9 protein-coding genes are annotated in these 12,333 nt (G+C 70.4%); 3 read left to right on the top strand and 6 right to left on the bottom strand.

All coding sequences use genetic code 11. From position 1 onward, the window contains the following. Positions 1 to 155: 155 nt before the first annotated feature. Complete coding sequence (locus tag Q0Z83_RS04105) at positions 156 to 2,018, top strand: ricin-type beta-trefoil lectin domain protein (RefSeq protein ID WP_317792428.1); 1,863 nt, start codon at positions 156 to 158, stop codon at positions 2,016 to 2,018. Positions 2,019 to 2,222: 204 nt separating this feature from the next. Here Q0Z83_RS04105 and Q0Z83_RS04110 read toward each other — a convergent pair whose 3' ends face one another. Then, on the bottom strand, positions 2,223 to 3,224 hold the full coding sequence (locus tag Q0Z83_RS04110; RefSeq protein WP_317792429.1) for an ArsR/SmtB family transcription factor: 1,002 nt from the start codon (positions 3,222 to 3,224) through the stop codon (positions 2,223 to 2,225). A 62-nt stretch (positions 3,225 to 3,286) separates the two neighbouring features. Here Q0Z83_RS04110 and Q0Z83_RS04115 point away from each other — a divergent pair, with 62 nt between their 5' ends. Then, complete coding sequence (locus Q0Z83_RS04115; RefSeq protein WP_317792430.1) at positions 3,287 to 4,486, top strand: MFS transporter; 1,200 nt, start codon at positions 3,287 to 3,289, stop codon at positions 4,484 to 4,486. A 27-nt stretch (positions 4,487 to 4,513) separates the two neighbouring features. Here Q0Z83_RS04115 and Q0Z83_RS04120 read toward each other — a convergent pair whose 3' ends face one another. After that, complete coding sequence (locus Q0Z83_RS04120) at positions 4,514 to 5,452, bottom strand: NADP-dependent oxidoreductase (protein ID WP_317792431.1); 939 nt, start codon at positions 5,450 to 5,452, stop codon at positions 4,514 to 4,516. A gap of 71 nt (positions 5,453 to 5,523) precedes the next feature. Between Q0Z83_RS04120 and Q0Z83_RS04125 the strand changes: the two genes are divergently transcribed. After that, complete coding sequence (locus Q0Z83_RS04125) at positions 5,524 to 6,489, top strand: GlxA family transcriptional regulator (RefSeq protein ID WP_317792432.1); 966 nt, start codon at positions 5,524 to 5,526, stop codon at positions 6,487 to 6,489. Here the strand turns inward: Q0Z83_RS04125 and Q0Z83_RS04130 are convergent. The 4 genes from Q0Z83_RS04130 to Q0Z83_RS04145 all read right to left on the bottom strand — a co-directional run bounded on the left by Q0Z83_RS04130 (position 6,486) and on the right by Q0Z83_RS04145 (position 12,223). After that, complete coding sequence (locus Q0Z83_RS04130; RefSeq protein WP_378079006.1) at positions 6,486 to 7,100, bottom strand: hypothetical protein; 615 nt, start codon at positions 7,098 to 7,100, stop codon at positions 6,486 to 6,488. The genes Q0Z83_RS04125 and Q0Z83_RS04130 overlap by 4 nt on opposite strands. Positions 7,101 to 7,131: 31 nt before the next feature. Beyond that, positions 7,132 to 8,709, bottom strand: coding sequence for a methyl-accepting chemotaxis protein (locus Q0Z83_RS04135; protein WP_317792434.1), 1,578 nt, complete (start codon positions 8,707 to 8,709; stop codon positions 7,132 to 7,134). Between the two features lie 29 nt (positions 8,710 to 8,738). Continuing rightward, positions 8,739 to 9,833: a multiple monosaccharide ABC transporter substrate-binding protein gene (gene chvE, locus Q0Z83_RS04140; protein ID WP_317792435.1), complete on the bottom strand. Its 1,095-nt coding sequence runs from the start codon at positions 9,831 to 9,833 to the stop codon at positions 8,739 to 8,741. 95 nt (positions 9,834 to 9,928) lie between these two features. Then, entirely contained in the window at positions 9,929 to 12,223 is a 2,295-nt protein-coding gene (locus Q0Z83_RS04145) for a putative bifunctional diguanylate cyclase/phosphodiesterase (protein ID WP_317792436.1), read from the bottom strand. Positions 12,224 to 12,333: the final 110 nt, after the last annotated feature.

Raw genomic sequence — 12,333 nt, forward strand, 5'->3', positions numbered from 1 at the left:
GGCGAGCGGCCTGCTGATCGGCTGCGGTGTTTCACAGGTTTCCGGCACTCCGTCGTCGTGGAGGCGGCCACAATCATTGACTCGGTCCGATGGGGTCAGAAGGATTTCCGTTCAGTTTCTTTACCATTTCGACTGAGCGGAGAGGCCACCGCCGCATGACCCGTCCCCGTATCGCCGGCCTGGCAGTGGGCCTGCTCGCCACTGCCGGTCTCGCCCTTCCCCAGGCCGCGCAGGCCGCTCCCGCCGCCACCGTGCAGGCGTGGTTCAGCTCCGAGTCGCGCACCGCGGGCTATGAGCCGAAGAACGCCAACTGGTACACCAGCCCGGCCACCGGTCTGGCCGGCACCCCGTACCAGATCAGCCGGCAGGCCGACATCACCACCGTCGCGGCCGCCGGTACCCCCACCATCTCGGTCGACACGAACCAGAAGTTCCAGACCGTACTCGGCGTCGGATCCTCGCTGGAGGAGTCGACGATCTTCAACCTGGCCAGGATGAGTGCCGCGGGCCGCACCAACGCGCTGCGCGCCCTCGTCGACCCGAGCGCCGGTGCGGGCTTCAACGTCGCCCGGATCACCTTCGGCACCAGCGACTTCACCTCGCACGACTTCTACACCTACAACGACGGCACCGCCGACCCGTCGCTGTCGCGGTTCTCGATCCAGCGGGACATCGACTACAAGATCATCTCGACGCTGCGCGAGGCGCTGGCGATCAACCCGAACCTGAAGATCTTCGCGAGCGCCTGGTCGGCGCCCGCATGGATGAAGAGCAGCAATTCGCTCATCACCGGCAGCCTGCTCGACCAGCACATCCCCACCCTGGCCGCCTACTACCGCAAATCCATTCAGGCGTACGTGGCCCAGGGTATCCCGATCTACGGGCTGACCCTGCAGAACGAGCCGTTGTTCGAGCCGGCCGACTACCCGGGCATGCGGGTCACCGCCGACCAGGAACGGCGCCTCGCGATCGCGTTGCGGACCGAGCTCGTCGCCAACGGACTCGGGGCGACCAGGATCTGGGCCTTCGATCACAACTTCAGCGAGGGTCTCGCGTACGCCCAAGGGGTCCTGACCGCCGACGCCCGCGCCTCGGTCGACGGCATCGCCTTCCACGACTACGCCGGTGATCCGTCCGCGATGGCGGCGGTGAAGGCGCAGTTCCCGGACAAGGACGTGCTGATGACCGAGCGTTCGGTCTGGGGCACCGCGGGCGCCGACCGGATCGTGCAGTACTTCCGCAACCAGTCCACCCTCTACGAAGGCTGGGTGTCGATGCTCGACCAGAACCGCTCCCCGGAACGCTGGAGCGGCTCGCCCGACCCGACGATGCTGGTGCAGAGCACGTCCAACCCGGACACGTTCTGGAAGACCCCCGACTACAACATGGTCGCCCAGTTCTCGAAGTTCGTGCAGGCCGGCGCGAAACGGGTCGCCACCGGTTACGGCTCGACCGGCACGGTCACCAACGTGGCCTTCGTGAACCCGGACAACTCCCTGGTCACCGTGGTGGTCAACCAGACCGCCTCGAACCAGACCGTCACCCTGCGGGCCGGTACGCGCCAGTTCACCAGCACCCTGCCGGCGAAGACCACCGGCACCTACGTGTGGGCCGGCGCGGGCGACGCTGGGACCAGCCCGTCACGGTCCGGCCGGATCACCGGTTTCGGCGGCAAGTGCATCGACGTCCCGGGCGCGTCCACGGTCAACGGCACCCAGGTCCAGCTGTGGACCTGCAACGGCTCGACGGCCCAGACCTGGACGGTCGGCACCGACGGCACGATCCGCGCCCTCGGCAAGTGCCTGGACGTGAACGCCGCGTCCAGCACCAACGGCACGAAGGTCCAGATCTACGACTGCAACGGCACCACCGCCCAGCAGTGGACCGCCGGCACCGACGGCACGCTGCGCTCCCTCGGCAAATGCCTGGACGCCACCGGCCCGTCCTCCGCCGACGGCACGAAACTGCAGCTGTGGGACTGCTTCGCCGGCGACAACCAGCGCTGGACCCTCCCGTAACTCGCTCCGGCTCTCGGCTGGATCAGCGCTCCGAAGGCGCTGATCCAGCCGATTCGCGCGTTGCCGCCGGCTCAGAGTGAGGTGATGGCCTGTTTCGTCGACGTCGATCGGCGCCTACGCGATCTGCACCGGGAGATGGACGGTCGGCGTGACGGCGCTGCGGCCGTCCCGGGCGCGGACGACTGATGCCGGCCGGGGCGTGTCTCAGGGCGCGCCCCGCCCAGCGGTTTCCCCGGCCGTCGAGGGTGCTGATTCGCCCAGGAGGCGGTCGCCCAGGTCGGAGCGGCGGTAGAGGACCGCGCGGCCGTGTCGGGCGCTGACCAGCAGGCCGCCCGCCCGCAAGGCCCGTAGGTGCTGGTTGACCGCGGTCGTCGTGACTCCCAGGCGGGTGGCCAGCTCGGTGGAGGAGGCCGGGGTGTCCAGGCGGGCCAGTAGACCCGCCCGGTGGGTGCCGAGCAGGGCGGCCAGCGCGCCCGGGGCGGGCAGCGGCTCGGGCTCCCACAGGGTTGCCGAGCCCCGGGCCAGGTAGATGATCAACGGGGGCTCGTCCGGGGAGATCGGGGCCGCCACCGCCGGTGTCCACATCGTCGGGACCAGGGTAAGGCCACCCAGGGTCGGGCGGGTGTAGTGGACGTCCGAGTGCAGGCGGACCTCGACCGTGTCGCCGGTCATCGTGACCCGTTCCGACAGGCCCGCGAACATTCTGGCCAGGCCGTGTTGGGCGATCTCCCGGCCGCGGTAGGTCACGTCGGCTTCGAGTAGGGCGCGCATCCGTGGCCAGTGCGGGGCGAAGCAGAGCTCCCAGTAGCCGGCCAGGGCGGCGACCATCCGGGTGAGCGCGTCCGGCCCCCGCAGCGACGGTGGGATGTGCTCGTCGGTGCCGAAGAGGGAACGCAGGTTTCGCCGTACGACATCGGGTGGCGTGTCGGCGATCGCGGCCAGCTCGTCGTCGAGGCGGGTCAGTGGTGAGCGCGGTGGTGGCGTCAGGAAGTCGGGCGTCGACAGCCGCTCGTCGATCAATGCCAGCAGCATCTCGGTGTCGAGGGCAGCGCGGGCCCGCCGCATGTCGCGGATCCACGGCAGGTGCACCGGGAACCGGCCGGGGTCACGCCAGCTGCGCAGGGAGAGCACGAGTTCGTTGAGCGGGGACACGGCGAACCGGACGCTCGCCAGGTCGGGACCGACCAGCCTGTATCGCACCGGCATGAAGCAGAACGCTACATCAATCGCGGGGTGCGGCCCGCCCCGGTCAACTGGTGCACGTGCCTGTGAAACAAGTTCTGACCTGGGCCACCGTGGCCACCTCGACCGCCAAGGGCGTGATGTTCAGCGTCAGTGCGCTGTTCTTCACCACGGTCGCCGGGTTGAGCCCGGCCACCGTCGGTGTCGGCCTGACCATCGCCGGTGCCGGGGGAGTGGTGACCGCCTTCGCGGCCGGGCGGCTCTGTGACCGGTTCGGACCACGGCGGGTGCTGCTCGTCGCGGCCACCGCACAGGCCGGGGCGCTCGCGGCCTACTGCCTGACCCGCGACTCGGTCACGTTCGTGCTGGTCGCCTGCGTGGCGGTCGGTGCCGAGAGTGTGCAGCGGACGGCGCATGTGGCGTTGCTGGCGCGGGCGTTCACCGGTCCCGACCGGGTCGGCGTGCGAGCCTGGCTGCGGGTGGTCGACAACGTGTCGATCGCCGCCGGTTCCGGGCTCGCGGCAGTCGTGCTGGTGGTGGGGAGCCGCTCGGCCTATGTGACGGCGGTACTGTCGGCGGCCGTACTCATCCTGCTCGCTCTTCTGCCGTTGCGGGCACTGCCCGCTCTTTCCGGGGGCGGCGGTGACCGGCCGACCGAAGCCGGCCGGTCACCGCTGGGAGATCGCCGCTATCTGACCGCGACGGCGCTGCACGCGCTGATCAGCATGCAGTTCCTGCTGCTCACCGTCGGAATGCCGCTGTGGGTGACCGGGCACACCGCGGCGCCCGACGTCACCGTCGCGCTGCTGCTGTTGCTCAACACCGCGCTGGTGTCGTCTCTGCAGGTGTGGTCGACCCGACTGGTCGACGACGTGCCGTCGGCCGGGCGGGCGGTCCAGCGTGGCACGGTCCTGCTCCTGGCCGCCTGCCTCGGTTATGCGGCCGCCGGTTACCCGGGCAGTGCCGGGTGGGCGGTCGTGTCGCTGGTGGTGGCGGTCGTCGCGCACAGCCTCGGCGAGATCGTCACCGAGACCGGCGGCTGGGAGTTGGCCTTCGAGTGGGCCGACCCGGCCCGTTCCGGCGCGTATCAGGGCGTCAGCCAGGCCGGTGTCGCCATCGGCCGGGCCGTCGCCCCGGTGGTGGTCACGTCGACCGCCGTCGCGTCCGGCCTGCCCGGCTGGCTCCTGCTCGGCGGCGTGTTCGTGGCCGCCGGCGCCGGGACACGAGCGCTGACCACGGCCCGGCGGCCCTCGAAACCCGGCGCGGTCCCGGAGCCGGCGCGCTGACCACGGCCCGGCGGCCGCCGAACCCGGTCAGCTTGCGTCGGTGGTGAGGACGATCTTGCCGGTCACCCGGCCGGTCTCGCTCAGTTCGTGGGCTTTCGCGGCCTCGGCCAGCGGCAGCGAGGCTTCGATCAAAACCCGGAGCTTTCCGGTACGGACCAGGTCGGCCAGTGCCAGTAGACCGGCCCGGTCCGGTTCGACCAGCAGGAACCCGGCCCGCACCCCGAGCCGTTCGGCCTCGGCCACCAGATGCTGCTCGGCCGGCGAGTTGAGGGACACCAGCACCCCACCGGGCTTGAGCACCCGCAGGCAGCGAGGGCCGTCGGCGCCTCCGATCGGGTCGATCACCACGTCGACCGGTTCGACCGCTTCGGTGAAGTCGACCGCGGTGTAGTCGACGACCTCGTCGGCGCCCAGTTCACGGAGCAGGTCGTGCTTGTTCGCCCGGGCGGTGCCGATCACGTACGCACCCCGGGATTTCGCGATCTGAACCGCGAGATGACCGACCCCGCCGGCCGCCGCGTGGATGAGAACCCGCTGTCCGGGCCGCACCTCGGCCCGGTCGACGAGCGCCTGCCAGGCGGTGAGCCCGGTCAGCGGCAGCCCGCCGGCCCGCACATGGTCGAGTTCCGCGGGTTTGGCCGCGAAGTGTCGGGCCGGGCCGGTCACGTAGTCGGCGTAGGCGCCGGCCGGTCGCGGGAATCGGGGCATGCCGAAGACCTCGTCGCCCGGAGTGAACAGGGTCACCCCGACGCCCACCTCCTCGACGACACCCGACACGTCCCAGCCGAGGACGAACGGCGGCTGCCCGAGGAATCCGCCGTGGGCCCGGGACTTGGCGTCCACCGGGTTGAGGCCGGCGGCGTGCACCCGGACGAGGATCTCGGTCGGTCCGGGGGAGGGCCGGTCCGCGGTGCTCTCGTGGAGAACCTCGGGACCGCCCAGCTGATCTTGAGTGATGACGCGCATGGGATACAGCGTCGCGGCCACGGCCGTACCGAAACAGTGGCCTGAATGTCGAGATGTGCAAAGATCTGGCCATGCATCGCGTCGTCGTCCTCGCCCTGCCCGGCGTCTACCCGTTCGAGATGGGCATCCCCCGGCGGGTGTTCGGAAGCGTCGTCGACAGCACCGGCGCCGGGCTGTACGAGGTGGTCACCGCCGGTCTGAGCGCCGACCCGGTGCCGACCGACGCCGACTTCAGCATCACCGTCGAGCACGGGCCGGAGATCCTGGCCACCGCCGACACCGTCGTCGTGCCGGCACTCGCCCCGCTCGCGCCGATGTTCACCGAGGGCACCCTCAGCGAACCGGTCCGGGCGGCGCTCGCGCACATCCGGCCCGGCACCCGGCTGGTGTCCATCTGCACGGGGGCGTATGTGCTGGCCGCGGCCGGGCTGCTGGACGGTCGCCCGGCGACCAACCACTGGTATTGCGCCGACCACTTCCAGCGACTGTTCCCGCAGATCACCGTCGACCCGGCGGTGCTGTTCGTCGACGACGGCGACGTGCTCACCTCAGCCGGAGCGGCCGCCGGGGTCGACGTGTGCCTGCACGTGGTGCGCCGCGACCACGGCAGCGAGATCGCCAACGCGGTGGCCCGGCGCTGCGTGGTGCCGCCGTGGCGGGACGGCGGCCAGGCCCAGTACATCGAGCAGCACCTGCCGGAACGGGCCGAGACGTCGACCGCACCGACCCGCGAGTGGGCGTTGCAGCACCTGGACGAGCCGCTCAACCTCGCCGCGCTGGCCGATCACGCCCGGATGAGTATCCGCACGTTCACCAGGAGGTTCCGGCAGGAGACCGGGGTCACCCCGGGTTCGTGGCTGATCAGCCGGCGGGTCGACCTGGCCCGGCATCTGCTGGAGAGCACCGACCTGCCGGTCGAGCGGGTCGCCGAGCGGGCCGGGTTCGGCACCGCGGCGTCGTTCCGGATGCACCTGCGGTCGGTCACCGGGGTCGGCCCGCACAGCTACCGACGCACCTTCCGGCACGAGGCCGCTTAGGGCAGCTCCAGGCGGTACGAGTCACCGGCGCGCTGGAAACCGAGGCGGTCGTAGTAGGGCGCCCGCATCCCCGGCGGGGTGAGCACCGCGCGGCAGCCACGGTCGGTGAAGTAGCCGCTGCGGCGGAACACGAACTCGCCCGGGGTCAGGTCGCGGTACTTGTCGATCACGTAGTCCAGGTCGACCCGCGCCACCCCGTCACCGGCGGTGTGGAAGACGACCACCCCGGCCACCTCGTCGGTGTTCACGACCAGGAAGGCCGCGGCGCCCGGGCGGGTCAGGACGTCCGTACCGAAGCCGGGGTTGAATCGCCTGATGTCGTCGTGGTTGTTGCGCAGCACATGGAGCAGGAACGCGTCGTCGGTGCGGACCTCGACCACCTGGTAGACCTTGTCGTCGTGGCGGGTCGCCAGCATCTTCCACAGGTACCAGACGTTGATCACCGCGAGGACCACGTTGAGGCCCACCATCGGCCACACACCGACCGCCGCGTTGAAGCCGATCAGCACGAGACAGCCGACCAGGTTCAGTGCGCGCAGACGCAGCAGCCTGCTCTGCAACAGGGACCAGACGAGAAGGGCTGAGCCGGCCCACCCGATGATGTCGATCATCTCCACCGGGTGGACCCTATCGCCGCAGGATTCACGCCCGGAACCGGGCGACCAGACCTTGTAGTTCGCGTGCCATCGAGCCGAGTTCGGTGATCGCCTGCTTCGACTGCGCGGCACCGGCCGTGGTCACCTCGGACGCCGACGCCAGCCCGGCCACACCGGCCGCGATGTGCCCGGCGCCGTCGGCTACCGCGGAGATGCCCCGGTTCATCTCGGCGGTCGTCGCGGTCTGCTCCTCCACGGCCGCCGCGATCGTCGCCTGGAAGTCGTTGATCTGCTCGATCACCGAGGTGATCTGGCTGATCGCCTCGACCGCACCGGCCGTGTCCTGCTGGATGGCCGCGACCCGCCGGGTGATGTCCTCGGTGGCCCGCGCCGTCTCCTGGGCCAGGTCCTTCACCTCGCTGGCGACCACCGCGAAGCCCTTGCCGGACTCCCCGGCCCGGGCCGCCTCGATCGTCGCGTTCAGCGCGAGCAGGTTCGTCTGCTCGGCGATGCTGGTGATCGCGCCGACCACCGCCGCGATCTCGGCCGACGAGGTGCCCAGCTTGTCGATGTGCGAGCTGGTCGACCGGGCCACGTCGACGGCCTGACCGGCCACCTCGGCCGCCCGGGCGGTGCTCTGCGCGATCTCCCGGATCGACTCGGCCATCTCGGCCGCACCGGCCGCCACCGCGCCGACGTTCGACGACACCGACTCGGCCGTCCCGGAGACCGTCCGGGCCTGCTGCGACGAACCGAGCGCCGCGTCGGCGATGCTGCCGGCGGTGGCGGTCATGTCGTCGGCCGCGGTCGACAGGGCCTTCGCCGAGGCCGCGGCCTGGGCGACGACCGTACGCATGTTGCCCTGCGCCTCGTCCAGCGCCCGGGCCATCTGGCCCATCTCGTCACCCGAGGTGACGTCGGTGGAGACGGTCAGGTCGCCCTCGGCCATCGCCTTCAACGCGGTCCGGACCCGCTGCAGCGGCCGGGTGATCGAGGCGACGATGATCCGGGCCAACAGGCACAGCACGACGATCGCGGCGAGCGCGGTGGCCAGCAGGATCATCTGCGCCTGGTTGCGGCTGGCCGTCGCGTCCGCGCCCGCCTTGTCGATGGTCGCGGCGAACAGGGTCCGCTCGTTCGTCAGCACCGCGCTCGTCAGGTAGTTGTCGACGTCGATCTGCTCCCAGGACAGGCGGGCCTGGCTCTGCTCGGCCACCGCCCCGGCCACGAACCGCTCGATCACCTGGCCGTAGTCGTCGTAGACGGTCCGGATCCGGCCCACCGAGGCGGACAGCTCGCCGGGCAGCTCGATCTTCTCCAACTCGTCGAGCAGCTCATCGGCCTTGGCCAGATCATCCTTCAGCAGCCCGGTCTGCTCCTGCGGGGTCGGGCGGGTGATCGCCTGCAGACCGTGCTTCTTCAGGTCGCTGGCCACCTGGTCCAGTTGCAGTACCTTGCTGCCGGCGAGGTTCAGGGCGGCGAGCTCGTCGGCGGTACGGTCGGCGACCTGGTTGTTGTAGAGCGTGACACCCACACAGGTGCCGACGGCCAGCAGGCCGGAGGCGACGAGAGCGGTCAGTTTCGTGCCGACCGAGGTGTCGGCGAGCAGGGTCTTGTAGGACATCTCAGGGCCTCCTTGATCTCGGCCGGGCGTCAGGAGGCGACCTGGGCGGCGGTGTAGTACCCACCGTCGACGAGGACGCGTTCGTAGTTGGATTCGTCCACGTTCACCGGCTGCAGCAGGAACGTCGGCACGACCTCGACGCCGTTGTGGTACTGCTCGGTGTCGTTGATCATCGGCTTCTCGTCGAGCAGCAGCGCGTTCGTCATCTGCACGGCCACCTTCGCCAGCTCACGGGTGTCCTTGTAGACGGTCTCGGTCTGCTTGCCGGCCGCGATCAGCTTCACCGAGTCCAGTTCGGCGTCCTGCCCGGTCAGCACCGGCAGCTTCCGGCCCTTCGAGCCGTACCCGCCGGCCTCCAGCGCGGTCAGGATGCCGCGGCTGATGCCGTCGTAGGGCGACAGGATCGCATCCACCCGGGCCGACCGGTAGTCGCTGCTCAGCAGTCGTTCCATCCGCTTCTGCGCGACGGCGGCGTCCCACCGCATGGTGGCCACGTCGGCGAACTTCGTCTCACCGCTACGAACCTTCAGACGACCCGACGAGAGGTACGGCTTGAGCACGCTCATGGCACCGTTGAAGAAGAAGGTGGCGTTGTTGTCGTCCGGAGAACCCGCGAACAGTTCCAGGTTGTACGAGCCGCCGCCGCTCTTCAGCTTCAACGCGTCGACGATCGAGGTCGCCTGCTGCACGCCGACCTTGTAGTTGTCGAACGTGGCGTAGAAGTCGACGTCGCCGCTGTCCCGGATCAGCCGGTCGTAGGCGATCACCGGGATGTCCGCGGCGGCCGCCTTGGCCAGCACACCCTTCAGTGCCGTCCCGTCGATCGCGCCGATGATCAGAGCGCGGACCCGGTGCTCGACCATGTCGTCGATCTGCTGGATCTGCTTCTGGATGTCGTCGTCGGCGTACTGCATGTCGGTGCGGTAGCCGAGCAGCTCGAACTGCCGCTTCATGTTGTCGCCGTCGCCGATCCAGCGCTCGGACTTGGTCGTCGGCATCGCCAGTCCGACCGTCCCCCGATCGGCCACGGCGGCCGCCGCGGTCTCGGCGCCGTCGTCACAGCCGCTCGTGGTGATCAGCACCGCCGCCACAGCCGTACCTGCCACCCACCGTCGTGCCAGCACCGATCTCTCCCCGAAGTAGTGACGGTCGGACCGATCCGGTCCCAGCCCGAAAATCGACAGTCCGACCCGGTTTCTTAACTGTCTGCCCGGTGTCCTTAACGGTCCGCCGCGGCCAGGGCCGGCGGATGGTCGGCCATCAGGGCCTGGATGGCGTCGGCCGGCAGCGGGCGGGCGAAGTGGTAACCCTGCGCGTGCTGGTAGCCCAGTTCGGCCAGGCGGGCCGCCTGATCGCCGGTCTCGACGCCCTCGGCGACCAGGTCCAGGCCGACCGCGTCGGCCAGGGCGATCACCGCGGCCGGCATGGTGTCGCGGCGGCTCGTGTCGGTGCCCTGCGTGAACGAGCGGTCCAGTTTCAGCTGGTCGACCGGCAGTTCGTGGAGCAGGGTCAGCGTCGACGCTCCGGTGCCGAAGTCGTCCAGCGCGATCCGGATGCCCATCCGTCGCAGGTCGTCCAGGCGGGTCACCGCCTCGCCCAGCGCCACCGCCGTGCTCTCGGTGATCTCCAAGGTCAGGCGGTGCGCGGGTACGCCCGTCTCGTTCAGGATCGCGGCGACCCGCTCCACGAAACCCGCCTCGCGTAGCTGGCGGGCACTCACGTTGACGTTCAGCATCCGGGGCGCGCGGTCGCCGTGTTCCGAGCGCCACGCGGCCAGCTGCGCGCAGGCCTCCCGCAACACCCAGTCACCGAGCGGCACGATCAGGCCGGTACGTTCCGCGACCGGGATGAATTCGACCGGAGGCACGATGCCCCGCTCCGGGTGGGCCCAGCGGACCAGCGCCTCCACCCCGCGCAGTCGGCCGGTGTCGAGCGCGACGATCGGCTGATACTGCAGGAACAGCTGGCCGTCGCTGATCGCGTGACGCAACCGGGCGCCCAGGGCCGCGGTGTCCGCGATCGACACGGCCATCACGTCGCTGTAGCAGCGCACGTTGCCACCACCGTCGTGCTTGGCCGCGTACATCGCGATGTCGGCGCGCCGCAGCAGGTCCGCCGCGTCCTGTCCACTGTGCCCGTTGGACAGGCCGATGCTCGCCCGTACCAACAGCTCGTGACCCTCGGCGACCACCGGCTCGGCCAGAGCCGCGATGATCCGGTGACCGGCCGCCTCGGCCGCGTCCTCGTCGATGTCCTCCAGCACCACCACGAACTCGTCACCGCCGAGCCGGGCCACCGTGTCACCGGCCCGGACCGCGCCGTTGAGACGGTCGGCCACCGCGACCAGCAGCGCGTCACCGACGCCGTGACCGAGCGTGTCGTTGACGGTCTTGAAGTCGTCCAGGTCGATCAGCGCGACACTCACCGGCGTGTCCCGATCGTCGGCGGCGAGCGCCGCGTCGAGGCGTTCGGTGAACAGCGCACGGTTCGGCAGGCCGGTCAGCGTGTCGTGGGTGGCGCCGTGGTCCAGGCGGGCGACCAGGCTCGCGTTCTCCCGGAACACGGTCTGCTGGCGGGCCACCACCAGACCGGTCAGCACGACCGCGACCGCACCGATCGGCAGGGCGTCGTCGTGTCCGATTGCGATCAGGGTGAGCAGCAGTGCGTCGACAGCCGCGATGGCCAGGTACGGCAGCCACGACGGCAACCGTCGACCGGCTCGTGCACGCCGGCGTCCGGCGGCCGCGCGGGCCTGGTTGCGGGCGGCCAGCACGGTGCACAGCATGACCACCGGAATGGCCACCTGGGCCGAACTCAGCCCCGGCTCGTCGACGAACCGCTGACCGGCGGCGATCATCGTGCCGGCGATCAGCGCGAGTGTCAGCATCGGCAGCACGCCGGGTGCCAGATGACCGCGACCGGCCAGCGCCACCTTGCCCACCGCGAAGAGGCTGAGCAGGTTGAGGGACATGGTCAGGGAGGCGGCCAGCACCGCGGTGGCGGCGAACCCGGCGCCGTCCATCACCGGCCGGGTCACGAAGTGCCAGGAGAACGCGCCGGCCGCCAGCAGCACGGTGAGCCCGTCGAGAGCGGCCCGCAGCACGTCGCCGCGACTGCTGAACCGCAGCGGCAACCGGCCCATCGCCCACAGGTTCATCACCACCGAACCGGTGTAGCCGAGCGCGGCGACGGCCGACAGGGTCATGGCCGGCAGGCCACGCAGTCCGTCGTAGGCGTGCGCCAGCGAACCGGCGACCACGAAACCGGTGCTGACGGTCAGGTGTCGCCAGAAGCGCCTGGTGGCCGGCGGCAGACCGGGGCCGCGGGCGACGCCGACCAGCGAGATCACCGCGACGATCGAGGCCAACGGCATGGACGACCAGAGCAACGGCAAGGGGGTACGCAAACCCGCCGCGTTCAGGGTGAACACCGTCACGGCGAATCCGGCCAGCACAGTGGAGACACCCACCAGGGCGCCGGCACCGACACGCCGTGTCGCAGCTTCGCCGCTCATCCGTCTCCTCATCGCGCAGAGCATGAGGCCCCACCATCGGCCGCCGGACCGGCCACTGAAGGATTACCTCGCCCGGATCCAGTCATCGATCGCTCACGGCCTGTTAGTAG

It is taken from the genome of Actinoplanes sichuanensis, from assembly GCF_033097365.1.
GTDB classification, from domain to species: Bacteria; Actinomycetota; Actinomycetes; order Mycobacteriales; family Micromonosporaceae; genus Actinoplanes; species Actinoplanes sichuanensis.